Source organism: Methanosarcina soligelidi (assembly GCF_000744315.1).
Taxonomy (GTDB): Archaea; Halobacteriota; Methanosarcinia; order Methanosarcinales; family Methanosarcinaceae; genus Methanosarcina; species Methanosarcina mazei.
Genome location: NZ_JQLR01000001.1, coordinates 1871062 through 1896468 on the forward strand (window position 1 = coordinate 1871062; position 25407 = coordinate 1896468).

Consider the following 25407-nt stretch of genomic DNA (forward strand, 5'->3'; position numbering starts at 1 on the left):
GGAACAAGATGACGAATATAGGTGATATAAAGAGCAACCTGGAAGCCTTCAGGAAAGCCGGGACAATAGATGCCAGCAGCTATACCAGCATTCTGAATAAATTGAATTATACCGAAATAGAAATTCAATCCATACAGAAAGAAGCCCTTACTTATAAGGAAAATCTGGATAAGGTTCTTGGAGAAAAACTTGTCCTTGAAAGGGAAAAAAGCAGTCTTGCAGCACAGGTGGCAAAGCTCTCAAATGAAAAAGCAGGCCTTGAAGCAAAAATCTCCATTTTACAGAAGAGCAGGCCTGTGCTTTCTTCTTCGAACCTTGTAAGCTCTTTTGCGTCCTCACTTGCGGAAATGGATAAAGGACTGAAGAAAATCCAGTCAGGTCCAAAGTACCTTGTCAGCGGTATGAACGTGACCCTTAAAACAAATATTGCTCTGGAAGGGGAGGAACTGAGGTTCCAGATGCCAGAAGCCGATGATATTATCAGCCCCGAAAACCTCAGCACAATAGAATTCTCTTTAAAGGCTGTTCCTGAAAAGCCGGATATTGCTTCCTGTAAAGAAGTCCCTGGCCTTGTCGGGCTTTCAAAAGAAGAAGCAGAAAGCAAACTTCAGGAGGCAGGTTTTAAAGCAGGAGAGATTCTCGAAAAAGAAAGCAGCACATCCCAGGGCACGGTAATAGGCCAGCTCCCATCTGAAGGCTCCCTCGCAGCACCGGGGGCAGCTGTGGATCTTATCATTTCGAAAATAATTTCATTAAAAGTGCCGGACTTCTCAGGTCTCAGTCTCGAAGCTGCAAAAGCTCTCATCGAAAAATCGCGGCTCAGGCTTGAAGGGGTCAAAGAAAAACCTGCTGATAAAACCCCGGGTATGGTCCTTGCACAGAGCCTCCCTCCTGGTTCTGAAGTCAGTGTTGACACTGCAATTGTCCTGACGGTTTCAGTAGCGGTTTTTAAAGTCCCGAACCTGCTTGGACTTGAGCTTGAGAGTGCAAAACAGGTAATAGATAAATCCGGACTCCTGCCTGGCAGTATCAAAGAACAGCTCGTTAGCAGCGGGAAGCCGGGCATTGTCCTTGCACAGAGCCTTAAACCCGGGGCTGAAGTGGAAAAATATTCAAAAATTGATCTCGTAGTTTCAGCAGGGAAAATAGGGTCAGTTATTGAAGCGCCTTTGAATACTTTTCCCGAAACTGCTGCTAAAAAACCTGTAAATAAAATTTTATCCGAAACCGCATCAAAGCTGCAGCCTGAAACTACATTTAAAGTTTCAGGTGAAACTTCATCGACTGCGCCTTTAGAAACTCAGGTGAAAACATCTGCAGAGCCTCAGGTCCGAGCCCAGGCCGAGCCCTCAGTTAAACCGGTTCCTAATCTTGTCGGAATGCCTCTTGAAAAAGCTATCTCCTTACTTGGGGCTCAGGAGATAAAAGCAGGAACAGTATCTGAAGCTGTTTCTACAGCTGCTGCAGGAACAGTTATAAGCCAGAATCCGTGTGCAGGCTCTGCAGTTGATCTGTCAGTCCCGGTCAGCCTTACGGTTTCAAAACAGGCACCTGTGACCCAGCTGCGCAGCAATACAATTTCCAGGATTAAGCTTTGATCTGCAGGTTTTTCAATGCCATTTGAAACGTATCTTATAAAGGTTACAGATAATGCTACAGCCTTTCAGGTCCAGAAGCTCCTTAAATTGGTTCTGGAAACCGGGGGGCGGATTGAAATGGTAGCAGGAAAAACACTCATTGCAAGCTTCGACAGCAGTTATGCCGAATTAATACGAAAAACAGAAGGGGTAGCAATTGCAGGCGGGATCAATTTCAGGGGCAGGAAAATTCCAAGAATTGTAAAAAGGGAGTCTGCCAAAAAACAGGCAGAGCTCTGAACTCTTTCTAACCCTATCCAATCTGGAAATCTTCAAGATTTCTTTTTTCAGGGGTTTTTTGTTCCCCGGTCCACTCAGGACTACAAACAGAGAAGGTTTGTTGCCCTGAATGTATTATATAGAGCAATTTACATTTGTGTGTTGCAGATTTCTGTATATTCTCCGGGTACGGGCAGTTAGGAAGTCTTTAACTTCCCAGTTTACTTTATTTCTTTTCCCCTGCCATTGATTCTTCTTTTTTATTTTTTATCCTGCTCTGCAAAGGCTTTATATAATAGATGTGCCCTTTAAAGGCAAAGTACATCAGAGATGTGAAGTTTCAGGCATCTTCATGCTTGAAGCGTTTAATCAGATCAATGTGATGCTTAATGCTAAACTCCCGGAAATCTCCGGAAGTAAGGGTTTTCTACCGTTTTTGCGGTTGAATTTCCTGCATTGAATACAAGCCAGTGAGAAAAGTCGGATCAACATTAGTGTCAAAGGGCCAATGCTTTGAAACGCCCGCTTTTGGCGCCCCGGAGGCGTCTAAATCGCACGAAACTGTTTCAGGTTTTCGATGAGTTGCGGTTGCAGTTACTGAATACTGAAGTTTCAAATCAGGTTAGCTGAATTAGAATCAGGTTACTGAATACTGAAGTTTCAAAATCAGATTGCTATATGTTTCAAATCAGGGCCAAGTGCCTGGATTTGGGTCTGCCAGGATCGTAAGGTCGGTCCCTCAATTAGAGGTTTCCTGCAAGGCAGGAACGAGGGATTCGAATATCTGCAGATGCCTGAAGGAATGTAGGGTACCAGGAGTACAGAACTCCGGTCTGCTCGAGGCTTTGTGCCGGCAGGTCTGATGACATCCCTCCCCCACCTGGTAGCGTTCGGGGAATCCAGAGCATTTCTCTTTTGTCACTTTTGTTGCTCCGACCGGAGGGACTGGTTTTCAATTGAAGTTTACGGAGTAGAAATATGGCAAGCATACACCGACCAAAACGAGGTTCCCTCGCATTCAGTCCGCGCAAGAGGGCCAAGAGCCACATTCCAAGGTTCAGGGCCTGGCCGGAAGCTACGGGCGAGCCAAAGCTGCAGAGTTTTGCAGGCTATAAGGTGGGTATGACCCACGTGATCATGGTTGATGATATAAAGAACAGCCTTACCCAGGGTATGGAGATCTCCGTACCTGTAACTGTTATCGAAACTCCTGCAATAAGGGTCGCAGCCGTCAGGGCTTATACAGAAGACAGCACCGGGGAAAAGGCAATCGCTGAGGCATGGGCAGCAGACCTTGATTCTGAATTAAAGCGCAGGATACCCATCCCGGCAGCAGGCAACCAGGCTGAAGGTCTTGAAAATATCGGAAAACTGATCGAAGAAGGCAGAGTAAGCGACATAAGGGCAGTTACCTACACCCTTCCAAAAAGCCTTACTGGTGTCCCTAAAAAGGTTCCTGACATCATGGAATCCGGAATCAGTGCAAAAGACCTAGGCGCCAAATTCGAATACGCAAAATCAATTCTCGGAAACCTTGTAAACGTTACAGACGTTTTCAAGAACGGAACCGTTGTTGATACTGCCGCAATCACCATAGGTAAAGGTACCCAGGGTCCTGTAAAGCGCTGGGGCATTCAGCTGCAGAAAGGCAAGCACTCCAGGCAGGGAAGCCTCAGACAGATAGGTACTCTCGGTTCTTTCAACCCGTCTCGCGTCTCATGGAGAGTTCCGCAGATGGGCCAGACCGGATATCACCAGAGGACCGAGTTTAACAAGCGTATACTCAAGATCGGGTCCGACGGGGAAGAAGTTACTCCTGAAGGCGGGTTCATTAACTACGGCCTTGTCCGCGGCGATTATGTCCTGATAAAAGGCAGTGTTCCAGGGCCTTCCAAGAGGCTTATAAGGCTCAGAGATCCGATCCGAGCAAAGAAAGCCGACCTTGGCGAACCCAACATCCTGTACATAAGCAGGGAATCCAAGCAGGGGTGATCTAAGATGGCTACAGCAAAAACCATAGACCTTACAGGAAGAACTGTAGGGGAAATCGAACTCCCTGCAGTGTTTGACGCAGATTACCGCCCTGACCTTATTAAAAAGGCAGTACTCGCAGCCCAGGCAAACAGGCTTCAGCCCTACGGTCCCAGCCTCTACGCAGGTATGAAGACTTCGGCAACGGGCTGGGGTTCCGGAAGAGGCGTATCCCACGTTCCCAGGCTCAAAAACAGCAGCAGAGCTGCAAGAGTCCCGCACGCAAAGGGCGGAAGAAGGGCTCACCCGCCAAAACCGGAAGCTGACAGGAGCGAGAAGGTCAACACAAAAGAGCGCCGTTACGCAATCCGCTCGGCAATCGCAGCAACCATAGACCCTACCCTCGTAAACCTGAGAGGGCACATCTTTGAAGCCGAACTTCCGATTGTAGCAGTAAATGACCTTGAAAACCTTGAGAGGACAAAGCAGGTAATCGAGTTCCTTGAAGCTGCTGGTCTTTACGAGGACGTACTCAGGGCAAAATATGGAAGGCACATAAGAGCCGGCAGAGGAAAGCTCAGAGGCAGGAAATACAAGCACAAGAAGAGTGTTCTGATTGTCACAGGAGAAAACTCTCCTATCCTGAAGGCTGCAAGAAACCTGTCGGGAGTAGACGTCGTAACAGTAGACTCACTGAATGCCGAACTGCTCGCACCGGGTACGCACGCAGGTCGCCTTACTGTCTGGACAGAGTCTGCAATTGGAAAACTGGAGGGCGCATTCCAATGAGTTCTATCAATTATCCATTTGTTACTGAAAAAGCGATGATGCTGCTTGACGAAAACAAGCTCCAGTTCATCGTTGACACCAGGTCAAACAAAAAGCAGATCGTAGAAGATGTTGAGAAGCTGTACGGGTTCAAAGTAAAAGCCGTGCGGACCATGACCACAATGAAGGGTACAAAAAAAGCAGTCCTTGCCTTTGAAGAACCTGAAGCGGCACATGAGATTGCAACCCGAATAGGACTTATGTGAGGTGTGATCCATGGGTAAAAGACTGATATCACAGAACAGGGGTCGAGGCACTCCTACCTACAGAGCTCCTTCTCACAAGTACAAGGCAGACCTGAGGCACCCCCGTGTGGATGAAAATACCTCCCTTCAGGGAGAAGTCATAGACATCGAGCACGACCCTGCACGTTCAGCCCCGATCGCAAAAGTTGCCTTTGAAAACGGAGAGGAACTTTTCCTTCTTGCGTCAGAAGGCGTTGCAGTAGGGAACATCATTGAATGCGGAGACGATGCCGAGGTAAAGCCCGGGAACATTGTTCCTATCGGAAACGTGCCTGAAGGTTTCTTCATCTGCAACATCGAATCAAAGCCAAACGACGGTGGCAAGTTTGTCCGTTCCTCCGGAGTATATGCAACCGTTGTGACCCACGAACCTACCAGAACTGCAGTATCCATGCCCTCAGGGAACATAAAGTGGCTTAACCCCAAATGCAGGGCAGTTGTAGGGATTGTTGCCGGCGGTGGCAGAGTGGACAGACCCTGGCTCAAAGCCGGGAAAAAGTATCACAAAATGAAAACAAGGGCTGCAAAGTATCCGAGGGTTTCAGCTGTTGCCATGAACCCGCGTGACCACCCGTTCGGTGGCGGTGCCTGGAAACACCCGGGGAAGCCAACTACTGTTAGCAGAAACGCCCCGCCCGGAAGAAAGGTCGGACTGATCGCAGCAAGAAGGACCGGAATGAAGCGCTGATGAGGTGTATTCGTTATGGCAAAAAAATCATCATCAAGGTTACCAAAGAGAAAGGGTGAGTATACCTACCGCGGGAAGACCGTCTCAGAACTTCAGGAACTGAGCCTTGAAGAGTTTGCGGAACTTCTGCCTTCAAGAGAGCGCAGGAGCATCAAACGCGGGTTTACCGACGGGCAGAAAAAAGTCCTGCATGAGTTCAAGGAAGGAAAGAAAATCAGGACCCATCACAGGGACATGATCATCCTTCCGGAAATGATCGGAATAGCTATCGAAGTCCACAACGGGAAGGAGTTTGTTAATGTAGAGCTCCAGCCTGAAATGATCGGGCACCGCTTCGGAGAATTCGCACCTACAAGATCCAGAGTTAACCACGGCAGTGCAGGTGTGGGAGCAACCCGTTCAAGCAAGTTCGTGCCGCTTAAATGAGGTGAAAGGGAATGGCAAGAATCAATTATTCAATCAATGCAGACCCTGAAAATACCTCTAAAGCAATGGGTTCCGAACTTCACATTTCTCCCAAGAAATCCCGTGAAGTCTGCTGCAAGATTAAGGGCATGAAAGCCTCTGAAGCAAGGAAGTTCCTCGAAGACGTAATTGCCATGAAACAGGCAGTTCCCTTCAAGAGACACAGTGAAGGAGCCGGTCACAGGAAAGGCCCCATGGCTGGAGGAAGATATCCTGTCAGTGCTTCTAAAGAGATCCTGAAGGTTCTTAAAAACGCAGAGAGCAATGCCGAGTATAAGGGTCTTGAACCTGCAAACATGTATATTATTCATGCTGCTATTCAGCGCGGAAGAGTAATTCATGGGTTCATGCCAAGAGCCAGAGGAAGGGCATCGCCCAAAGACACGGAAACTGTAAACATCGAGATGATCCTCTCCGAGGTGCGCTAAATGGCAATAGAGAAAAAGTTCGTCAATGACGGGTATGTCAAAGCTTCCATGGACGAGTATTTTGCAGAACAGCTCAACAGGGCTGGATACGGCGGCATGGAGTTAAACAGGACCCCAATGGGCACTCAGATTATTATCTACTCCGAAAAGCCTGGAATGGTAATCGGAAAAGCCGGGAAGGTCATCAGAAAACTTACCCGTGACGTTGCAACCAAATACAACCTCGAAAACCCGCAGATCGACGCTCAGGAAGTCAAGAAGCCCGAACTCAATGCCCAGATGATGGCATCAAGGCTTGCAGCTTCCATTGAGAGGGGCTGGTACTTCAGAAAGGCCGGTCACAACACCATCAGGGCAGTCATGAACGCAGGCGCACTTGGCTGTGAAGTCGTAATCTCCGGAAAACTTACCGGGGCAAGGTCAAGAGTCGAAAAATTCGTTGACGGGTACATAAAGCACTCCGGACACCCTGTGGAAGAAGTCGTGGACGAAGGGTTTGCAGTAGCAATTAAAAAGCTCGGGACCCTTGGCTGCAAAGTAAGGATTATTCAGCCTGGAGTTGTCCTTCCCGACTCATACAAAGTAAGGGAATCCGTCGAAATTGAGGAACCCGCTGAAAAGCCTGCTGAGAAACAGGTTGAGAAACCTGCCGTAGCTCCCAAAAAGGAAGCCGCAAAGGCAAAAGCTCCTGCTCCTGCAGCAGCACCTGAACCGGCACCTACAGAAGAACCTGAAGTTGCAGAGCCTGAAGAAGCTGAAGAAGCCCAGGTCGAGGCATCCGAAGACTTTGAAGAAGCTGAACTTATCTATGTAGAGGGCTCAGAAGAAGTCCGCAGGCAGGTCAACGGCGTCTGGCAGCACAAACATGAGAGCTATGATTACTGGCACCCCATGGCAAGAGTCCACAAGGAGGCTAAGGAATAATGGCAATTCTCAGGACCAGCGAAATCCGGACCATGACAATTGAAGAACGGGCAGATGAACTCGAAAACCTGAAAAACGAACTGGTCAGGGAAAGAGCTCTTACCTCAGCTGGTGGAGCTCCGGACAACCCTGGCAGGATCGGAGAAATCAGGAGAACGATTGCCCGTATAAAGACAATTCAGCACGAGCTAAATGAGATCTAAAGTGGAAATTCTGCCTTCGACTCTTATCTTTCATGAACTGATAGGGCTCGAAATTAAGGTGAGTAATTCCACTAATCCATCATTAATCGGAATCCGGGGCAGAGTAATCAACGAGACGAAAAATATGCTTGTGGTAGAAAACTCAGAGTCCCGGGAACTGAAGATTCCCAAGGCGGATTCGGAATTTGTTTTCCGGATCCCTGCCGAGCTCTCAGAAAAAGGCCGCAGATCCGATATATTCGTTAAAATTCAGGGAAACCTGCTGCTCTCACAACCCGAAAATCGGATCAAGAACATTAAAAAGCTACGTAAATGGGGCTAAATTCATGGCAAGAGATATTGGATTAAATATACCGGCGCCATCAGAGGAATGTGACGATGCATACTGTCCCTTCCACGGAACACTTCCGGTAAGAGGACAGATCCTTGTGGGTACCGTTGTCAGCAGTAAAATGGACAACACGGTAGTCATCGAAAGGCAATACATGAAGATGGTGTCGAAATATCAGAGATATGAAAAGAGACGCTCGAAGATTCATGCACATAACCCGGCCTGCATTTCCGCAAAAGTAGGTGACATCGTCACTATTGTAGAATGCAGACCTATAAGCAAGACCAAATCCTTTGTTGTCGTCAAAGCAGAGGTGCCGAAATGAAAGGCATACGCTCAAACATCCCAAGAGCACTCAATGCAGGTGCCCAGATCGCCTGCGTGGACAACACAGGGGCTAAAGTAGTCGAGATCATCTCTGTCAAAAAGTACAGAGGCGTCAAGAACAGAATGCCCTGCGCAGGAATTGGGGATATGTGCGTTGTGTCTGTAAAAAAAGGCACACCTGAAATGAGGAAACAGATCCTCCTTGCAGTTGTTGTCCGCCAGAAGCAGGAATTCCGCCGCCCGGACGGTCTGCATGTCTCATTTGAAGACAATGCAATGGTGATCACGGACGAAGATGGAATCCCGAAAGGAACGGACATTAAAGGTCCTGTTGCCAGGGAAGTTGCAGAAAGGTTCCCCAAGATCGGGACCACCGCATCCATTATTGTCTGAGGTGATTGAAATGGTATCCAAACAGCCCAGAAAACAGAGAAAGGCAAGATATACCGCACCTCTCCATATCAGGCAGAAATTCATGGGTGCAAGGCTCAGTGAGGCGCTTGCCAAGCAGTACGGCACAAGAAGTGCTGCAGTTATCACTGGCGACACAGTAAAGATCATGCGCGGAGACTTCAAGGGCACGGAAGGAAAAGTCCAGTCCGTATCTCTTATGGACGGCACTATTGCAGTGGACGGGGTCATTTCCACAAAAGTGGACGGCACCGAAGTCCCGAGGCCCATCAACCCCTCCAATGTTATGATCACAAAACTGGAAATGAAAGACGGGCGCAGAGCGTCAAGCATTAAGAAGTGAGGCAGGTGATTTTGTGACACACCAGAAAAGATTATCAGTTCCTAAGAGCTGGAAGGTTGGGAGAAAAGGTAACAAGTGGATCTCCACTACCCGCCCGGGGCCTCACAGCCAGGCACGCAGTCTTCCGCTCGGACTCATAATCCGGGACGTTCTCAAACTTGTTGACAACAACAGAGAAGGTAAAAGGATTCTCTCCGAAGGAAAAGTCCTTGTTGACGGAATTTCCAGGAAAGATCTCAGGTTCCCGGTAGGACTCTTTGATGTAATTACACTTCCACTCGTAAATGAAGCATACAGGATGCTCCAGGATGAAAAGGGACGTCTTGTCCTCTACAAGCTCAATGAAACCAATGTAAACAAGCTGTGCAGGATCAACAACAAGACAACCGTTAAAGGAGGAAAAATACAGCTTAACCTCAATGACGGAACCAACATCCTCGGCTCCAACGATTACGGGACAAAAGATTCCCTTATCCTTTCCATACCTGACAAGCAGGTAGTAAAACACCTGAAGTTTGAGGTAGGCAACCTTGCAATGGTTATAGGAGGCCAGCACTCGGGCGAAACCGGTAAGATTATGGAGATCAGGGAAGTTAAGAGTTCCAGGCACAACACGGTAATGATTTCCGGGGAAACAGATTTCGAAACAATCGAAGACTACGTAATTGTTATCGGCGAGGACAAACCTGAAATTCGGCTTGGCGGTGAGATAAGTGAGTAATCCTATGCGCACCCCCATGGTTGAGAAAGTAATTGTCCATATGGGTGTTGGAGAAAGCGGTCAGCACCTTGTAAATGCCGAGGAAATCCTCAAGACCATCACAGGTCAGGAAGTCGTAAGGTGCTTTGCCAAAAGGACCCTTCCTGCATTCTCAATCAAGAAGAATGAACCCATAGGCTGCAAAGTAACCCTCAGGGGTCAGAGAGCCCAGGAATTCCTTGGGACCTCTTTCGAGATCATTGAAAAGACTCTCAGCAGGGCCCAGTTCGATTCCCTCGGGAATGTCTCTTTCGGAATTGAAGAGCACACTGATTTTCCGGGTCTGAGATATGACCCTAATATCGGGGTTTTTGGAATGGACGTGACCGTTGTACTCAAGCGCCCGGGAGAAAGGATCTGCAAGAGGAGAATTGCAACCCGCAAGATCCCGACTGACCACAGGGTCACGGTGGATGATGCGATCGCTTTCCTTAACGAAAGTTACGGCGTGGAGGTCATGTAAATGACAGATTCTATAGACAAGTCCGGAAGAGGAGTTAACGAGTGCAAGCGGTGCGGTAGAAAGCAGGGTCTTGTCCGCAAATACGACATTTACCTCTGCAGGCACTGTTTCAGGGAGATTGCCCACGAGATGGGCTTTGAGAAGTATTCTTAAGGTGATTTAAATGGTATTACTTGATCCTCTTGCAAACGCCCTTTCCACTATTAAAAATGCTGAAGCCATTGGGAAGAGCTCCTGTATTGTCAGGCCTGCTTCAAAGAATATCGGCAACGTCCTGAAGGTTATGCAGGATCTCGGCTACATTGGAGATTTCGAGTTTATCGATGATGGAAAAGCCGGAATCTACAGCGTTACCCTTGTGGGAAGAATTAACAAGTGCGGTGCAATCAAGCCGCGGTATTCAGTGGGAACTGGCAGCTTTGAACGCTGGGAAAAGCAGTTTCTGCCAGCAAAGAACTTTGGTGCCCTTATCTTAACCACTTCTAGCGGTGTTATGTCTCAGTATGAGGCCCGTGATAAGAAGATCGGTGGGCAGCTTCTTGCTTATGTATACTGAGGAGGGAACAGGAAATGGTTAAGGAGATTGCAAGAACAATAGAGATTCCTGAAGGAGTTTCCGTCTCTCTTTCTCAGGATGTTTTTACTGCAAAGGGTCCCAAAGGAACTGTCGAAAGAACGTTCTGGTACCCCGGAATCAAGATCGACGTAAGGGAAGGCGAAGTGGTCGTTGACGCTGAATCCTCAAGGAAAGAGCAGAAAGCGATGGTAGGAACTTTTGCTTCCCATCTCAAGAACCTGATCATAGGCGTAAGTGAAGGCTTTGAGTGCAAGATGAACATTGTGTACGCTCACTTCCCCATGCAGGTAAAGGTTGAAGGCAAAACCCTGGTTATCGGGAACTTCCTTGGAGAAAAGAAGCCAAGAATTGCAAAAATCCTTGGTGAGACAAAAGTAAAGGTAAACGGGAACGAAATTGTTGTTTCCGGTATCAACAAGGAAGATGTTGGGCAGACTGCCGCAAACATAGAACAGAAGACCAAGATTAAGAGGTTCGATCCAAGGATCTTCCAGGATGGAATCTACATAGTGCAGAAGGCCTGAGGTGGTTATGATGGCAGAAGACAATAAAGTTGAAGGTACCACGGTCTCCCTTGATATGGATCCTGAATCCAGGCGTTTGTTCAATGTGAGAAAGGTTCTTAAAGGAAAGAAACCCCAGTTCAAGAGAACCTGCAGCCACAAATTCAAAAAACTTGACGACAACTGGAGGCGCCCCAGAGGTTCTCAGGGTAAGCAGCGCAGAAAGTATGCTGCAAAAGGAGCTCTTGCCCAGGTAGGGTACGGAAGCCCGGCAGCGGTAAAGGGCCTGCACCCCTCGGGTTATTCTGATGTTCTTATTTCCAGCATTGCAGAGCTTGAGCTTGTTGACCCGTCTTTCGAAGCAATAAGAATTGCAGGAAAGATCGGTGCAAAAAAGAAAGCTCTCATTATTGCAAAAGCCGAAGAAGCCGGGATTAAAGTCCTGAACCCTGGAAGGAGTGAGTAAGATGTCAGACCTGGCCAACCAGAGAAGACTGGCTTCCAAAGTTCTTGAGTGCGGGCTTGACAGAGTATGGCTTAATCCTGAAGCTTCCGAAGAAATCGCTTCCGCAATTACAAGAGAAGACATCCGCGGACTCATTGAGAAAGGCGTCATTAAAGCAAAGCCTGTAAAAGGGGTCAGCAGAGGCAGAGCCAGAGCTCTTGCTGCCAAGCGTAAGTATGGGCACTGCAAGGGGCATGGTTCCAGAAAGGGTAAGAAAGGAGCCCGTACACCAAAGAAGGAACAGTGGATGAAAAAGATCCGGGCTCTTAGAAGAAGACTCAAGGAGCTGCGCGCAGACGGAGCACTTGATAAGTCAGTGTACTGCAGACTCTATAGAAAGGCAAAAGGCGGAGAATACAGAAGCGTTTCTCACCTGAACTCCCACCTTGAGTCCGAAAAACTGTTACAGAAATAACCTGGAGGAGCTGAAAATGGCAACAGGACCAAGATATAAGGTTCCTTTTAGAAGAAGAAGAGAAGGACGCACCAATTACCACCTCCGCCTTAAATTACTACTCTCAGGGCAGGACCGTGTGGTTGTCAGAAAGAGTGCAAGAAACGTTCAGATCCAGTTACTAGCTCCGACCCCTGAAGGGGACATAACATATTCCTCAGCCGTTTCAAGTGAACTTGCAAAGTACGGTTACACAGGAGCTACCGGAAATACAACGGCTGCATACCTTACAGGGCTCTTATTCGGGCTGAAGAGTTTGCAGAAGGGCTATGAAGGAGGCATTCTGGACATAGGTCTCCAGGCTTCCTCTGCAGGTTCAAGAGTTTACGCCGCCCTTAAAGGGATCGTAGATTCTGGCTTTGAAATTCCATGCAGCTCCGACGTGTTCCCCTCTGACGAGAGGATCCGCGGAGAGCACATAGCCGAATACAGAGAAGAGAGCTCAGACCTGCCAGAGCAGTTTGAAGCAACCAAAGAGAAAATCTTTGCTGAATTTAGTTAAGGTGATTAAATGGCATTCGATCAAGATTGGGTCCCGAAAACCAGGCTTGGAAAATTAGTCGTTGAAGGACAGGTTGCTTCCATGGACGAAGCAATCAAATCAGGCCTGCCTATTAGAGAACCCCAGATAATTGATATGCTGCTTCCTGACCTGGAAGATGAGGTGCTTGACATTAACATGGTCCAGAGGATGACTGACTCAGGACGCCGTGTGAAGTTCAGAGCAACCGTAATCGTAGGAAACAGAAACGGCTATGTAGGGCTCGGACAGGCAAAAGACGTACAGGTCGGGCCTGCTATCCGCAAGGCAATCGACGCTGCAAAGCTCAATATTACCTATATCCGCAGAGGCTGCGGTTCCTGGGAATGCGCATGCGGACTGCCGCACACCGTACCTTACGAGGTTACCGGAAAGGCAGGCAGTGTAAGTGTAACCCTCATCCCTGCCCCAAGAGGTCTCGGGATTGCTGCAGGGAACACTGCAACCAAAGTGCTTGAAAAAGCCGGCATTAAAGACGTATGGACCAAGACCTTCGGAACTACCAGGTCTACACTCAACTTCGCAAAGGCTACATATGATGCCCTCAATCAGGTCAATGTCGTAAGACTGCCTGTGTACTACGGTAAGGAGGAAATCTGAGATGTATGCAGTTGTGAGACTGAGAGGTCAGGTCAACGTTCGCTATACCATTGAGGATACTATGAAGATGCTCCGCCTGCACAAAGTTAACCACTGTGTGTTCTTGCCGGAGAATCCTCACTACAAGGGCATGGTCCAGAAAGTAAAGGACTACGTTGCATACGGAAAGATTGATGCAAAGACTCTTGCAGAAGTCCTTGAAAACCGTGGAAGGCTTGAAGGCGACGCTCGCCTTACAGAAGAATACATCCGTGAAAACACGGACTATGATTCCATACAGGCCTTCGCAGAAGCAGTTGTCGAGGGAAAAGCTTCCCTTAAGGACGTCCCCAAACTGAAACCTGTATTCAGGCTTCACCCGCCCAGAAAAGGGCATGCAGGGATTAAGAGGACAGTCCAGCAGGGCGGCGTACTCGGAAACCACGAAGAAAATATCAACGTGCTCCTGCACAAGATGAGATAAGGTGGTTTAAATGGATATTAAGAAGTTCAGAGGGTCCAGGACCTGCGGAGGCGGGACCCATAAAAACAGGCGTGGAGCCGGAAACCGCGGAGGCCGTGGAAAAGCCGGTGGCTGCAAACACCACTTCGTAAGAGCTATGATGCGTGGATACAGCTACGGAAAGCACGGTTTCAAGCGCCCTGTTGAAGTTTCAAAGGACATTTCAATAGTAAATGTTGGAGAACTTGACGAACTTGCTCCCTATCTTGTTGAAGAAGGGCTTGCAGAAGTTAAGGACGGAGCATACCACATTAACCTTGAAAACCTCGGAATCGAGAAGGTCCTTGGAAGCGGACGTGTCACAAAGAACCTTGTGGTCACTTCAGAGGAGTTTTCCGCGTCTGCCCGCGAAAAAATCGAAAATGCTGGCGGAAGCTGCATCGATGCAGAATAAGTAGTGTCATCTCGACCCTACTTATTTCATTCTTTTAGTAACTTTTTATATTAGGTGTGCTATATACCATTATTTTACGGTAAAAGCATAATCTAATATTTAAAATAGTAAAAAAATTTATGTTTTGAATGGTGTAATCGATGACTCTCAGGGATACCTTAGAACCGTTTTTTAATAAGTTACCTGCAGTAGCAAGTCCGGAAAAACATGTCCACTTTAAAGATAAACTCTGGTGGACTCTGGGAATTCTGGTGCTGTATTTTGCTCTTGCAAATGTGCCGCTCTTTGGAATGTCTCAGGATTCTATTGACCTTTTTGAATCTTATCGTGCCTTCTTTGCCGGGGCTTCGGGAACTTTAGTTCTCCTTGGTATAGGTCCAATTGTTACGGCTTCCATTGTCCTGCAGCTTCTTGTCGGGGCAGACATTATCAAACTGGACCTTTCGGACCCCAGAGATCAGTCATTCTTCCAGGGATCTCAGAAGTTCCTTGTCTTTGTTATGATTATTCTGGAAGCTCTTCCACAGCTTCTTGGTGGATACATCCAGCCGGATCCGGGGCTTGCTTCTGCTCTTGGTGTAGGCCTGGGAGTGATCACTTTACTGCTCCTTGTCCAGATCTTTATTGGAGGCGTACTGGTTCTTTTCATGGACGAGGTGGTCTCCAAATGGGGTATCGGTTCAGGAGTCGGGCTTTTCATAGTTGCGGGAATCTCTCAGCAGATCGTTACAGGGATATTTAACTGGGAAATGGAAAACGGGCTCCCTGTAGGTCTTATTCCCAAATGGATTTACATAGCCCAGAATACCGATGCAGGCTACCTCTTATCCGGTGAAGGCCTTTTATTCATGCTGGTCAGTGGAGGCATTCTTGCTCTCCTGAGTACGATTGCTATCTTCCTGCTCGTGGTGTATGTGGAGAGTACAAGAATAGAAATCCCTCTCGCTCACAGTGCAGTTAGAGGAGCAAGGGGCCGCTTCCCGGTCAAACTTATTTACGCATCAGTCCTGCCAATGATCCTTGTCAGGGCTCTTCAGGCTAACATCCAGATGGTAGGGATTATTCTTTCCGGCAGAGGGATTACTTTCCTCGGAGAATTCAGCGGCTCAACCCCATTGAACGGGATCATGTATTATCTGTCTCCTATAAACAGCCCATATGACTGGATCCCGTCCCTGGTACAGCAATCATTTGCAAGCTATGGGGCAACCGCTCCGGCTATGTGGCAGATCGCACTGCATGTCTTTATAGATGCCACGTTTCTGATTGCAGGAGGTATTATCTTTGCCCTCTTCTGGATAGAGACCACAGGCATGGGTGCTAAACAGACAGCTCAGAAGATCTTCAACTCAGGTATGCAGATTCCTGGTTTCAGGCGGAACATCAGCAGTATTGAAAAAGTCATGCAGCGTTATATCCCAAAGGTTACCGTTATAGGCGGGGCTTTTATAGGATTACTGACCCTGATTGCGAGCCTGCTCGGTACTCTTGGAAGTGCTGGAGGTACGGGGCTTTTGCTGACTGTAAGTATTGTGTACCGTCTGTATGAGGATATAGCTTCCGAGCAGATGATGGAGATGCACCCGATGATTCGTTCTTTCTTTGGGGAGCAATGAAACTTTATAACTTTTTATTGCAGGGCTAACTGAAAAAGATAGATGATTAAGGGAAAACAATCAAATAAAAGGATGCAAAAAGGGGATCTTCGATGAATATAATACTCTTCGGGCCCCCGGGTGCCGGCAAAGGTACCCAGGCCAAAAAACTGGTTGACTTCTACGGAATTCCGCAGATTTCCACAGGAGATATCCTGCGGGCAAATGTTAGAGAAGGAACGGAACTGGGACTTGCAGCCAAGGCATACATGGACAAAGGAGAACTTGTCCCTGATAACGTACTTATAGGCATTATCAAAAACCGCCTTAATGAGGAAGACTGCAAAAAAGGCTTCATTCTTGACGGATACCCGAGAACTGTCCCTCAGGCTGACGCCCTGGAAACAATCCTTGATGAAATTGACAAGCCCATCGATGTCGTCCTCAACCTTGAGGTTCCTGATGAAGTGCTTGTGGAAAGGATAAGCGGGCGCCTTATGTGCAAATGTGGGGCAAGCTACCACACAATTGCCAACCCACCAAAGAAGGACAATATCTGCGATATCTGCGGCGGCGAAGTCTACCAGAGGGACGACGACAAAGCAGAGGCTGTCCAGAACCGTCTGGACGTTTACAAGAAGCAGACCCAGCCTCTTATCAATTATTATGAAGAAAAGGGCATTCTTGTCACACTTGACGGCACAAAGGACATAAATGTGGTCTTTGAGGATATAAAAGCAGTTCTGGCAAAATTTGCCTGAATTTCTTTTCCTCTTATTTTTGTTTTTGTTTTTCTGTTTGTTTATTCTTGCTTTCCTTTTTGTTTTTGTTTTTGTTTTTGTTTTTGTTTTTGTTTTTGTTTTTGCTTTCCTTTTTGTTTTTGTTTTTTTTTTGTTTTTGGTTTTTTACTCCTTGATTGAATTCTCTTAAGGTAAAAGCTTAAATAATTTCTCATATATTAACATATATTCTCATACACATGATTACGGAGTATACATGACTGATGTTGTAATAATCCTTGGCAGCAAATCCGATAAAGAAGTAGCAAGAAAGGCAACCGAAGTCTTTGACAGGTTTGGTATTGAATATACCATCACTGTTGCATCCGCACACAGGACCCCTGCGAGGCTTGCTGAAATAATTGAAACTGCGCATAAAACCGACGTAAAGGCATTTATTGCTATTGCCGGGCTCTCAGCCCATCTTCCAGGAGTTGTGGCTTCAAGCACTATAAAACCTGTAATCGGAGTCCCTGTAAACTCAGCACTTGATGGGATTGACGCCCTCCTGTCTATTGCCCAGATGCCTACGGGAATTCCGGTTGCCTGTGTGGGAATCGGAAGAGGGGATAATGCTGCAATTCTTGCCGTTCAGCTGCTGGCAGTGGAAAACGGGGAGCTTGCGGAAAAGCTTTCGAATTATCGAAAAGAGCTTGTCGAGATGATTGAGAAGGACGCAGAAAGCTTGATGGACGAGCTTGTCACTGCAGGCAGGGCAGCAAGCTAATCCTCTCTTCAGGACAGCAAGCTGATCCTCTCTTCAGGACAGCAAGCTGATCCTCTCTTCAGGGCAGCAAGCTGATAATCTATTACAGAGGCTGAATTGATAGGTAACAGGAAAGATCGGGAAGCAAGCTGTTTTTCTGTAACAGGGGCTGACTCGAGGTTAGAAAGATAAAGCTGTTCAGTTTTCCTTTGAAGAATTCTGCAGCTCTATTCTCCAGCCTTTTTTCTTTCAGCTCGTTATTTTTCAGCAACAGTTATTTAATTTTAGATCCCATACTATTTTGACTACTCATTACTTCCAATAATCAATTCATTGTTGAATACCGTTCTTTAGAACCTCATTAAATGCCTGAACAGTCTTTCACAGTTGATTCTTTGCACGACACAGTGATTAAATTTTAAATATTATGTGACTGCTTATTTCACTAGGAAGCTTTTGCTGGAGAATCTGAATTAATATGACTGAAAAATTGACAGACGAATTGATAAAGTGGGTCATCAGCGTTGACCGCCGCCTGATACTGATGGAATCCATGAAAAGGCATACTGCAGTAAGGGCTTCGGATATCGCCCATGAAACAAACAGGTCCACGCAGAATATTAGCCGCGCTTTGAAAGAGCTTGAAGATAAAGGTTTAATCGAATGCCTGACCCCTGAAAAAACGACCTGGAAAAAATACATGCTTACGGATAATGGAAAAAAGGTTCTGGAAAAACTGGAGGGAAAATATCTTTAACTCCGGTCATGAGCTCCTTATCTAATTACTTTTTTCTTCTTACTCTTTTTTCTTACTCTTTTTTTCTTACTCTTTTTTTCTTACTCTTTTTTTCTTACTCTTTTTTTCTTACTCTTTTTTTCTTACTCTTTTTCTTTCATCATGGATTCCTGAATGTCTCCGGAAATTTCCATTCGGTTCATGATATTATTCTGTTTTTGACAGTTTCGGAGAGTTTGCATCCCTTTGTTTTCAGCTTTCCTCTACAAGCCTGATATATCCCTCTACGAGGTCAACATTTGCCCTGACTACGGACCTTTTAAACTCATTAAGGTCTTTTGTGGTTCCTTCAAGGGTGTCAGCGCATCCCTGGCCTGTAACCACACTCCCGTCAGGTACCACTTTGCCCGAAGAAATATTTACTCCGCGGACTACGGACCTGTGGAGGACAAGAGTATCTTTCCCTATATTGCAGTCAAACACCACTGCTCCAAACCCTATAAAGCAGTTTTCTTCTATCCTGCAGGGCCCGTGTACAATGCACCCGTGGGCAAGAGATGTATTTTTGCCTATGTGGACTTCTGAGTGTGAGAGGGAATGGACAACAACATTGTCCTGTACATTGCTGCCGCTCTGAACTGTTATGGATGACCCGGGCTCATCTGCCCTGAGAACCGCGTTTGGGCCTACGAACACATTATCTGCAATACTCACATTTCCGATTATTACTGCAGTTTCTGATATCCATGCCCTTTTACTGACTTTCGGGTGCTGTTTATGGGGGTTTGGAAGGTGCATTTCTAAACTCCTTTTTGATACCTGAAAGCGCTTTCTAGCGGATCATTTTTATGAATCTGCTATGGTTCTCCCAGGTCAGGCTCCATGTCCTGTATCTCGATTCTTTTTATGATAAATTATGATAACTTATTTAAAGCTATGTTTTGGTCTTAATTTTTAAAAAATTATTCAGGAATTTTTTGGAAACCGGAAAAGGAATACAATTTCTCAGATAATGTCAGAAACAATGTTCGCATAAGAAACAGGAATAAAAGGCATTTGCAGCATGAACCTGATATAATATTTCCGAATAGTATAACTTATATATACATCGAAACTTATTAACAGAAAACCCTGTATGATGTCTTAAATAGCTCATTCATCATGAGCTGACTCATTGAGCAATTTATGCACCGGATTATGGCTGGTTTACGGCTAATTTAATCACTTCGGGCTTATTGTTATCAAATCATTTTCGGGATTTATTCGTTCAAGCTCATCCGGTAATACTCTCCCGCTTGAAACAATTAAAATTAAATCTATCGAACCTTAATGGTGAGGACAACTTGGTTACAGAGACATTAAAAAAGCAAATTGACCGGTTCCTTCTGGCTTTCGGTTTTTCCCTTATGTTCGGGATAATGCTCCTTGGGCAGGAATTCAGGCAGGCTGTAGGAGAAGCAGTAGGGATCTTTATGGACCCCGTTCTCATGCTGGTCGGGGAGCAGAACTTCCATCTGATCCTTTTAGTCATGGCTGCCATCACTGCCATTTATGCATCCCTTATCCAGAAGTATACCATGGACTGGGACCTGATGAGGAATACTCAGGAGCGCATGAAGGTTTTCCAGAAAGAGTTCCGGGAGGCACAGCTTTCCCAGAATACATATATGCTGAAAAAACTTGAAGACCAGCGTAAAGAGATGATGGAAGACCAGATGAAGATGTCCAAGCAGCAGTTCAAGCCCATGGCTTATATAAGTATCATCTCCCTGCCTCTCTTCATGTGGGCTTATTATTTCATCAGCGGGCACGAAGCGGCTACCATGGTCTTTCCTTTCTGGGGTGAGCAGCTTCTGACCACTTCAGCTATTGGTCCTTTCCAGCACTGGATCTACTGGTACTTCATCTCCTCTCTTGGAGTCAGCCAGCTTGTCAGGAAAGCCCTTAATATCGGTGGGGTCTGATGCAGATCACAGTGAGCGGGCTTCCAGGAAGCGGCACTTCCACTCTCTCAAAGCTCCTTGCTGAGTGTTATGACCTCGAGCTGATTTCTTCGGGGGAAATTTTCCGAAGAATGGCTAGAGAAAGAGGGATGAGCCTGGCTGAGTTCGGAGCCCTGGCTGAGAGAGACCCTTCCATTGACCTTGATATTGACAAAAACCAGAAAGCCATTATTCACAGCCGGGAGAATATTATTCTTGAAAGTCGGCTTGCAGGCCATATGGCTCAGGGAAGATCTGATGTGATTAAAATCTGGATAAAAGCCCCCCTGTTGACCAGGGTAAAGCGTATCCAGAGGCGCGAGAAAACGATCTCATTTGATGAAGAACTGAAAAAAACGGTTGAAAGGGAACGGTCCGAAACCCTCCGGTATAAGAATTATTATGGGATTGATATTACTGACCTGTCTATTTATGATATTGTAATTGATTCTGAAAAATGGAACCAGTACCAGACTCTTGATATCCTGAGGGTCGCTATTGACGCTCTTGTCGGGCCTGAGTGACTTTCACCGGCCCCTGAGGGAGTTTAAACAGGTTTTACATCAGCGCGGGTTTTTATCTTCCGAACACGGATATTATCTTGTGTGAACAGGGGGATATCCGTTATTCTGAAGCCTTATAAACACATACTGGTCACAGATCGCTAATTGAATATACCATACCCAGGAGTTTAAAATTACCATGTCATCCGCCGGCAAACTGCCATCAGAAGTTGAAAGAACCCTTGTCCGGAAGTCCGGCGCCTGGACAAATCCAGCCTACGGCTGTCCTCCGGAAAAGCGCCCCATCCATGAATATATTGAGAAGGGAGTTGTGAATATTGACAAGCCCAGAGGACCTACAAGCCATGAAGTTGCAGCCTGGGTAAAAGCCATCCTTGGCGTACACACGGCAGGACACGCAGGCTCTCTTGACCCCAAGGTTACAGGTCTTCTTCCAACACTGCTCGGAAAAGCTACCCTTGCCGTGCCAGCCCTGCGCCTCTCGGGAAAAGAGTACATCTGCCATTTGAAGCTTCACAGGGCTATGCCCCAGAAGCTGGTCCGCCAGGTATGTGAGGAGTTTACTGGCCCTATTTACCAGATGCCCCCTATCAAGTCCGCTGTTAAGCGCGTTATAAGGGTAAGGACAATCTACTATCTGGAAGTGCTTGAGATCGAGGGTACGTCTGTGCTCTTCCGTGTTGGGTGTGAAGCAGGGACTTATATCCGGAAACTCTGCCACGATATAGGGCTCGCTCTGGGCTGCGGCGGACATATGCAGGGGCTCCGCAGGACCAAAGCAGGCCCGTTTACGGAAAAGACGCTTATTACCCTCCACGAACTGAAGGATGCTTATGTTTTCTGGAAGGAAGACGGGGACGAGTCTGAATTGAGAAGGGTTATAAGGCCGATGGAATCCGCCGTATCCCACCTCCCCAAAATTATCCTGCGTGACAGTGCAGTGGATGCTATCTGTTCAGGAGCTTCCCTGGCAGTCCCTGGTATTACAGGTCTCGACTCTAATCTGGCTGAAGGAGAACTCACAGGGCTATTTACTTTAAAAGGGGAACTTGTTGCTCTTGCAAAGGCTAAAATGACCACTGAGGAGGTCCTCAAAGCCTCTGCGGGTATTGCAGCTTCTCCCATCCGTGTACTTATGGAAGCAGGAACTTATCCAAGAGGCTGGACTAAAAAAGAAGAAAAGGTACAGCTCTGACCTTTCAAATTTCTCAATATCTCTTTTAAAGTTCTCTCTTCTCCCTTTCTTCCTCAATATCTCTTTTAAAGTTCTCTCTTCTTTCTTCCTCATTCTTTCTAGAATAAGATTTATATATCACTATTCCGTTATGGTATAAGTCGTGCCATACGCTCTGTGCCGAGGTAGTCTAGTGGTAGGGCGCAAGCCTGGAAAGCTTGTGGGGCTTAGCCCCTCGGGAGTTCGAATCTCCCCCTCGGCGTCATGTTTTCTTATTTTGATATCACATAAATTTTTCAGAATTTCTTTAGATATTTTCTGTATCACTTCAATTATTTTCTACATTTATTCCTGCGTTAATTTGTCTCCCATACCAGCTTTTTATCCTGACGGCATTCGCTTTTAGGAGGGGATAAACGCAGATATCCTTATATACTGGCAGCTGCATGTAAAGAAACTCATCAGTATATGCTGTAAAGAAGCTCCTATGAGAGCTGCTCCTGAATTACTCGCGTATTCTTAATGGGTATTCGGTCAGGGGCTACAGGATGCTGCATGCACTCCAATGGAGGAAGTATATGGCAGAAGAAAATAACAACGAAGAACTAAGGCATCTTGTTCGGATTATGAATACCGACCTGAAGGGGGCAAAGCCCGTAGAGTATGCTCTTACAGGTCTTCCCGGAATCGGGAGACGCACTGCAATCCTTATTGCTAAGGGTGCAGGTGTTGACCCCACTGCTACACTTGGATACCTTCCTGACGAGGAAGTAGCCAAACTCGACGCTGCAATCGGAAAATTCGAAGAGATTGTCCCTAGCTGGATGCTTAACAGGCAGAAAGACCTCACCACCGGACAGGACAAGCACCTGCTCGGAACAGACATCCTGCTGACATTCAGGGAAGATATTAACAACCTGAAGAAGGTCCGTGCTTACAGAGGACTCAGGCACGAGAGAGGCCTTAAGGTCAGAGGACAGAGGACAAAATCCACAGGCCGCCGCGGGTCAACTGTCGGTGTGAGCAGGAAGAAGTAATTTTTCGGTTGGTGATTTGAAATGGCATATCCAGGTAAAAAAAGTAAAAGTTACGAGACTCCTAGGCACCCCTGGCAGGAAGCCAGGATGGCTGCTGAAGTCCAGCTCGTGAAGGCATACGGCCTCAGAAACAAAAAGGAAGTCTGGAAAGCAGCAAGTATGCTCAGGATGTACAGGTCCGAAGCAAGGAAACTTCTTGCACAGGTAGCTTCCGGAGGACAGGAAGGGGAACTTGAGGGGCACTACGCAACCCAGTCCGAAGAAATTCTTTCCAAGCTCATCCGCTACGGCATTATAAAAGCTGACGCCAACGTTGACGATATTCTCTCTCTAAAGACCGAAAACATCCTTGAAAGGAGGCTCCAGACCCAGGTTCTCCGCCTCGGGCTTGCAAGGACTGTTATTCAGGCACGCCAGTTCATTACCCACGGCCACATTGCAATTAACGGCAGAAAAGCTACAATTCCGGGAATGCTGGTCTCAAAAGAAGACGAGATGCACATAGGATACTATGGAAGTTCTCCTCTTATGAGTGAGTCCCACTCTGAAAGGCCTGTCCAGATTGCATCCTTCCTTGCAGACAGTGCAACGACCCTTAAGGCTGCTGCCGAGGCAAAGCAGGCAAGAGAAAGACCTCCTGAGAGAGGCGGCGGCAGGAAGAAGAGAGGCGGGAGGAGATAAACATGGCAGATATGAAATGGGCTGTAGCTCACATCAAATCCTCATTTAATAACACAATTATTACAGTAACAGATATCACCGGGGCTGAAACTATTGCCAAGTCCTCTGGTGGTATGGTGGTAAAGGCTGCCAGGGATGAAAGCTCTCCTTACACTGCCATGCAGATGGCAGGCCAGCTTGCTGACCAGCTCAGGGACAAGGGCATTAACGGGATCCACATCCGTGTGAGAGCTCCCGGAGGAAACAAGCAGAGAAGCCCTGGACCTGGCGCACAGGCTGCAATCAGAGCTTTTGCAAGAGCAGGAATCCGTATTGGCAGGATCGAGGACGTGACTCCTGTCCCGCACGACGGAACCCGTCCAAAAGGCGGAAGGCGTGTATAATAAAAATTGTTCAGAGAATTCTTCAAAATTCTCTTTTTTTAATGTGTTCAAAATTCAGGGGAATTAAGGTATATGACGATGGAAGTAGACATTCTGGAGTTATCGGACAGATCTGCAAAGTTTGTGCTGTCCCGGGTAAGCATGGCTTTTGCTAACGGCGTACGGCGTGCCATGATCGCCGATGTACCCACTCTTGCAATCGAGTATGTAAACCTTTACGACAATACCTCCGTGCTCTATGATGAACAGCTGGCTCTCCGTCTCTCCTTAATCCCGCTTGTAACGGATATAGAGACGTATATGCCTCAGGCTGAGTGTGAGGTCTGCGGAGGAGAAGGCTGCCCTGCCTGCGAGGTCTCCTTAACCCTCAGTGCAGAAGGTCCTGGTACCGTTTATTCGCGTGACCTTATCTCTTCTGACCCCAAGATCCAGCCGGCAGATCCTAATATCCCGATTGTTGAGCTGAAAAAGGGACAGAAGCTTGTGCTCGAGGCTATTGCCCATATGGGCTACGGCAGAGACAGCGTAAAATGGCAGGCAGGCGTTGCCTGTGGCTACAAGAACGTACCTGTTATAACCATTGAGAACTGCGATGCCTGCGGACACTGTGCGGCAGAATGCCCTAAAGGCATTATCCGGGTTGAAGAAGCAGGAGCAAGGATTGCTGAGGACGATCTTATAAAATGTTCCCTCTGCAGGCTCTGTGAGCAGGTATGTGACATTAACGCTATAAAAGTGGATTTCTACGAAAACGCTTTTGTTTTCACCATGGAGTCCGATGGTTCATATACGGCTAAAGACCTTACCATTAATGCTGCAAACGTCATTAAAGGTAAAGCCGAGGAACTTCTGGCAATTCTGGACCAGCTCTGAACCCCTGGTTAAACCAGAGGGTTCAAAAAGATTTTTTCGGAGCCTATTTTCTGGTTCCGGAAAACTCTCTGCACAGAGGATTTTCTTTACATGATTACTTCCGAGACCATTTCTTTTATTGCAGGATCTTTCGGCAATTATTGTCAGCGCCACTCATGACTCGAAACGTTTATATATTATCCATGATATTGTGAGGAAGTGCAGGGCGCAAGGCGCGCCATAATTCACAGGAAAACACGATGCGAGGGTTGCCCAGCCAGGTCAAAGGCGCTAGGTTGAGGGCCTAGTCTTGTAGGAGTTCGTGGGTTCGAATCCCATCCCTCGCACCAGATTCCTTAATTCTGTTTAACTTAAAATCGATGTATTTTAATAAAAAAATTTTTAAAATCATTAAAAGCCAATTTATTTGCTTAATCGAAATGCGAGGGTTGCCCAGCCAGGTCAAAGGCGCTAGGTTGAGGGCCTAGTCTTGTAGGAGTTCGTGGGTTCGAATCCCATCCCTCGCATCCAGACTTTTTTCTATATCTATCAGAAGTTTATGCTAATTTTTCTTGTAATTTTACAGAAAAATTAGCATACCGCCAATCCTTTTGTTTCGATTCAATAACGAGTTGATCC

General features: G+C 46.9%; 38 protein-coding genes and 3 tRNA genes. 39 read left to right on the forward strand and 2 right to left on the reverse strand.

Translation table 11 applies throughout. From position 1 onward, the window contains the following. The first annotated feature begins 8 nt into the window (after positions 1-8). Positions 9-1598 carry a PASTA domain-containing protein gene (locus tag M886_RS08190; protein ID WP_235203904.1) on the forward strand — a complete coding sequence of 530 codons (1590 nt, stop codon included), beginning with the start codon at positions 9-11 and terminating at the stop codon, positions 1596-1598. Between the two features lie 15 nt (positions 1599-1613). Then, complete coding sequence (locus M886_RS08195) at positions 1614-1877, forward strand: hypothetical protein (RefSeq protein WP_048051015.1); 264 nt, start codon at positions 1614-1616, stop codon at positions 1875-1877. Between the two features lie 722 nt (positions 1878-2599). Here the strand turns inward: M886_RS08195 and M886_RS19325 are convergent. Beyond that, on the reverse strand, positions 2600-2725 hold the full coding sequence (locus M886_RS19325; protein WP_264357967.1) for a hypothetical protein: 126 nt from the start codon (positions 2723-2725) through the stop codon (positions 2600-2602). A gap of 109 nt (positions 2726-2834) precedes the next feature. On the opposite strand from M886_RS19325, the gene rpl3p reads away from it, so the two are divergent. From rpl3p to M886_RS08330, 27 genes are all read left to right on the forward strand, one after another. After that, positions 2835-3848 (forward strand): 50S ribosomal protein L3, encoded by a 1014-nt coding sequence (gene rpl3p, locus M886_RS08200; RefSeq protein WP_048038471.1) that lies wholly within the window; start codon positions 2835-2837, stop codon positions 3846-3848. Positions 3849-3854: 6 nt separating this feature from the next. After that, a complete protein-coding gene (rpl4p, locus tag M886_RS08205) occupies positions 3855-4616 on the forward strand; it encodes a 50S ribosomal protein L4 (RefSeq protein ID WP_015412326.1) in 762 nt (253 codons plus the stop codon). After that, positions 4613-4861, forward strand: a complete 249-nt coding sequence (locus tag M886_RS08210) for a 50S ribosomal protein L23 (protein WP_011034057.1) — start codon at positions 4613-4615, stop codon at positions 4859-4861. Before rpl4p ends, M886_RS08210 begins: the two co-directional genes overlap by 4 nt. Before the next feature lie 10 nt (positions 4862-4871). Continuing rightward, positions 4872-5588 (forward strand): 50S ribosomal protein L2, encoded by a 717-nt coding sequence (locus tag M886_RS08215; RefSeq protein ID WP_011034058.1) that lies wholly within the window; start codon positions 4872-4874, stop codon positions 5586-5588. Between the two features lie 15 nt (positions 5589-5603). Beyond that, positions 5604-6014, forward strand: coding sequence for a 30S ribosomal protein S19 (locus M886_RS08220; protein ID WP_011034059.1), 411 nt, complete (start codon positions 5604-5606; stop codon positions 6012-6014). An 11-nt stretch (positions 6015-6025) separates the two neighbouring features. After that, positions 6026-6481, forward strand: a complete 456-nt coding sequence (locus M886_RS08225) for a 50S ribosomal protein L22 (RefSeq protein WP_011034060.1) — start codon at positions 6026-6028, stop codon at positions 6479-6481. Continuing rightward, positions 6482-7405 carry a 30S ribosomal protein S3 gene (locus M886_RS08230; protein ID WP_011034061.1) on the forward strand — a complete coding sequence of 308 codons (924 nt, stop codon included), beginning with the start codon at positions 6482-6484 and terminating at the stop codon, positions 7403-7405. Continuing rightward, positions 7405-7608: a 50S ribosomal protein L29 gene (rpmC, locus tag M886_RS08235; RefSeq protein WP_011034062.1), complete on the forward strand. Its 204-nt coding sequence runs from the start codon at positions 7405-7407 to the stop codon at positions 7606-7608. Before M886_RS08230 ends, rpmC begins: the two co-directional genes overlap by 1 nt. Beyond that, complete coding sequence (gene rnp1, locus M886_RS08240; RefSeq protein ID WP_011034063.1) at positions 7598-7930, forward strand: ribonuclease P protein component 1; 333 nt, start codon at positions 7598-7600, stop codon at positions 7928-7930. Before rpmC ends, rnp1 begins: the two co-directional genes overlap by 11 nt. A gap of 4 nt (positions 7931-7934) precedes the next feature. Further along, positions 7935-8264 carry a 30S ribosomal protein S17 gene (locus tag M886_RS08245; RefSeq protein ID WP_011034064.1) on the forward strand — a complete coding sequence of 110 codons (330 nt, stop codon included), beginning with the start codon at positions 7935-7937 and terminating at the stop codon, positions 8262-8264. Further along, positions 8261-8659 (forward strand): 50S ribosomal protein L14, encoded by a 399-nt coding sequence (gene rpl14p / locus M886_RS08250; protein ID WP_011034065.1) that lies wholly within the window; start codon positions 8261-8263, stop codon positions 8657-8659. The genes M886_RS08245 and rpl14p overlap by 4 nt, the downstream gene beginning before the upstream one ends. Before the next feature lie 10 nt (positions 8660-8669). Then, complete coding sequence (gene rplX / locus M886_RS08255) at positions 8670-9020, forward strand: 50S ribosomal protein L24 (protein WP_015412330.1); 351 nt, start codon at positions 8670-8672, stop codon at positions 9018-9020. 13 nt (positions 9021-9033) lie between these two features. Beyond that, positions 9034-9741 (forward strand): 30S ribosomal protein S4e, encoded by a 708-nt coding sequence (locus tag M886_RS08260; protein ID WP_048040977.1) that lies wholly within the window; start codon positions 9034-9036, stop codon positions 9739-9741. A gap of 4 nt (positions 9742-9745) precedes the next feature. Next, positions 9746-10243, forward strand: coding sequence for a 50S ribosomal protein L5 (locus M886_RS08265; protein ID WP_048051016.1), 498 nt, complete (start codon positions 9746-9748; stop codon positions 10241-10243). After that, entirely contained in the window at positions 10244-10396 is a 153-nt protein-coding gene (locus M886_RS08270) for a 30S ribosomal protein S14 (RefSeq protein WP_011034069.1), read from the forward strand. 10 nt (positions 10397-10406) lie between these two features. After that, on the forward strand, positions 10407-10799 hold the full coding sequence (locus M886_RS08275) for a 30S ribosomal protein S8 (RefSeq protein WP_011034070.1): 393 nt from the start codon (positions 10407-10409) through the stop codon (positions 10797-10799). Positions 10800-10813: 14 nt separating this feature from the next. Beyond that, positions 10814-11344 (forward strand): 50S ribosomal protein L6, encoded by a 531-nt coding sequence (locus tag M886_RS08280; RefSeq protein ID WP_048051017.1) that lies wholly within the window; start codon positions 10814-10816, stop codon positions 11342-11344. Positions 11345-11354: 10 nt separating this feature from the next. Then, the gene (locus M886_RS08285; RefSeq protein WP_011034072.1) at positions 11355-11789 is read left to right on the forward strand and encodes a 50S ribosomal protein L32e; all 435 of its coding nucleotides are present in this window, start codon (positions 11355-11357) and stop codon (positions 11787-11789) included. A gap of 1 nt (position 11790) precedes the next feature. Next, a complete protein-coding gene (locus tag M886_RS08290) occupies positions 11791-12243 on the forward strand; it encodes a 50S ribosomal protein L19e (RefSeq protein WP_048038487.1) in 453 nt (150 codons plus the stop codon). Positions 12244-12259: 16 nt separating this feature from the next. Beyond that, entirely contained in the window at positions 12260-12784 is a 525-nt protein-coding gene (locus tag M886_RS08295) for a 50S ribosomal protein L18 (protein ID WP_011034074.1), read from the forward strand. Positions 12785-12793: 9 nt separating this feature from the next. Continuing rightward, entirely contained in the window at positions 12794-13423 is a 630-nt protein-coding gene (locus M886_RS08300; protein ID WP_011034075.1) for a 30S ribosomal protein S5, read from the forward strand. 1 nt (position 13424) lies between these two features. Beyond that, the gene (locus M886_RS08305) at positions 13425-13886 is read left to right on the forward strand and encodes a 50S ribosomal protein L30 (protein ID WP_048040985.1); all 462 of its coding nucleotides are present in this window, start codon (positions 13425-13427) and stop codon (positions 13884-13886) included. A gap of 10 nt (positions 13887-13896) precedes the next feature. Next, positions 13897-14319, forward strand: coding sequence for an uL15m family ribosomal protein (locus tag M886_RS08310; RefSeq protein ID WP_011034077.1), 423 nt, complete (start codon positions 13897-13899; stop codon positions 14317-14319). A 140-nt stretch (positions 14320-14459) separates the two neighbouring features. Continuing rightward, entirely contained in the window at positions 14460-15935 is a 1476-nt protein-coding gene (gene secY, locus M886_RS08315) for a preprotein translocase subunit SecY (protein ID WP_048051018.1), read from the forward strand. A 92-nt stretch (positions 15936-16027) separates the two neighbouring features. Further along, the gene (locus M886_RS08320) at positions 16028-16675 is read left to right on the forward strand and encodes an adenylate kinase (protein WP_011034079.1); all 648 of its coding nucleotides are present in this window, start codon (positions 16028-16030) and stop codon (positions 16673-16675) included. A gap of 235 nt (positions 16676-16910) precedes the next feature. Beyond that, on the forward strand, positions 16911-17420 hold the full coding sequence (gene purE, locus M886_RS08325; protein WP_015412336.1) for a 5-(carboxyamino)imidazole ribonucleotide mutase: 510 nt from the start codon (positions 16911-16913) through the stop codon (positions 17418-17420). Positions 17421-17877: 457 nt separating this feature from the next. Further along, positions 17878-18156: a winged helix-turn-helix domain-containing protein gene (locus M886_RS08330; protein WP_011034081.1), complete on the forward strand. Its 279-nt coding sequence runs from the start codon at positions 17878-17880 to the stop codon at positions 18154-18156. A 231-nt stretch (positions 18157-18387) separates the two neighbouring features. Here M886_RS08330 and M886_RS08335 read toward each other — a convergent pair whose 3' ends face one another. Further along, positions 18388-18933, reverse strand: a complete 546-nt coding sequence (locus M886_RS08335) for a carbonate dehydratase (RefSeq protein WP_048047534.1) — start codon at positions 18931-18933, stop codon at positions 18388-18390. 545 nt (positions 18934-19478) lie between these two features. Here M886_RS08335 and M886_RS08340 point away from each other — a divergent pair. The 10 genes from M886_RS08340 (at position 19479) to M886_RS08385 (ending at position 25295) form a co-directional block, all read left to right on the forward strand. Continuing rightward, a complete protein-coding gene (locus M886_RS08340; protein ID WP_011034083.1) occupies positions 19479-20099 on the forward strand; it encodes a DUF106 domain-containing protein in 621 nt (206 codons plus the stop codon). Continuing rightward, a complete protein-coding gene (gene cmk, locus M886_RS08345) occupies positions 20099-20641 on the forward strand; it encodes a (d)CMP kinase (RefSeq protein ID WP_015412339.1) in 543 nt (180 codons plus the stop codon). The genes M886_RS08340 and cmk overlap by 1 nt, the downstream gene beginning before the upstream one ends. Positions 20642-20819: 178 nt before the next feature. Then, a complete protein-coding gene (locus M886_RS08350) occupies positions 20820-21836 on the forward strand; it encodes an RNA-guided pseudouridylation complex pseudouridine synthase subunit Cbf5 (RefSeq protein WP_048051019.1) in 1017 nt (338 codons plus the stop codon). A gap of 158 nt (positions 21837-21994) precedes the next feature. Beyond that, positions 21995-22077: transfer RNA gene (locus M886_RS08355), tRNA-Ser, on the forward strand. A gap of 286 nt (positions 22078-22363) precedes the next feature. Continuing rightward, entirely contained in the window at positions 22364-22852 is a 489-nt protein-coding gene (locus tag M886_RS08360) for a 30S ribosomal protein S13 (RefSeq protein ID WP_011034086.1), read from the forward strand. 21 nt (positions 22853-22873) lie between these two features. Then, positions 22874-23533 carry a 30S ribosomal protein S4 gene (locus M886_RS08365; protein WP_048051020.1) on the forward strand — a complete coding sequence of 220 codons (660 nt, stop codon included), beginning with the start codon at positions 22874-22876 and terminating at the stop codon, positions 23531-23533. A gap of 2 nt (positions 23534-23535) precedes the next feature. Next, on the forward strand, positions 23536-23916 hold the full coding sequence (locus M886_RS08370) for a 30S ribosomal protein S11 (RefSeq protein ID WP_011034088.1): 381 nt from the start codon (positions 23536-23538) through the stop codon (positions 23914-23916). Between the two features lie 72 nt (positions 23917-23988). Next, positions 23989-24789, forward strand: a complete 801-nt coding sequence (locus tag M886_RS08375) for a DNA-directed RNA polymerase subunit D (RefSeq protein WP_011034089.1) — start codon at positions 23989-23991, stop codon at positions 24787-24789. Between the two features lie 241 nt (positions 24790-25030). Further along, positions 25031-25118 (forward strand) — tRNA-Leu (locus M886_RS08380). Between the two features lie 92 nt (positions 25119-25210). Then, positions 25211-25295: transfer RNA gene (locus M886_RS08385), tRNA-Leu, on the forward strand. Positions 25296-25407: the final 112 nt, after the last annotated feature.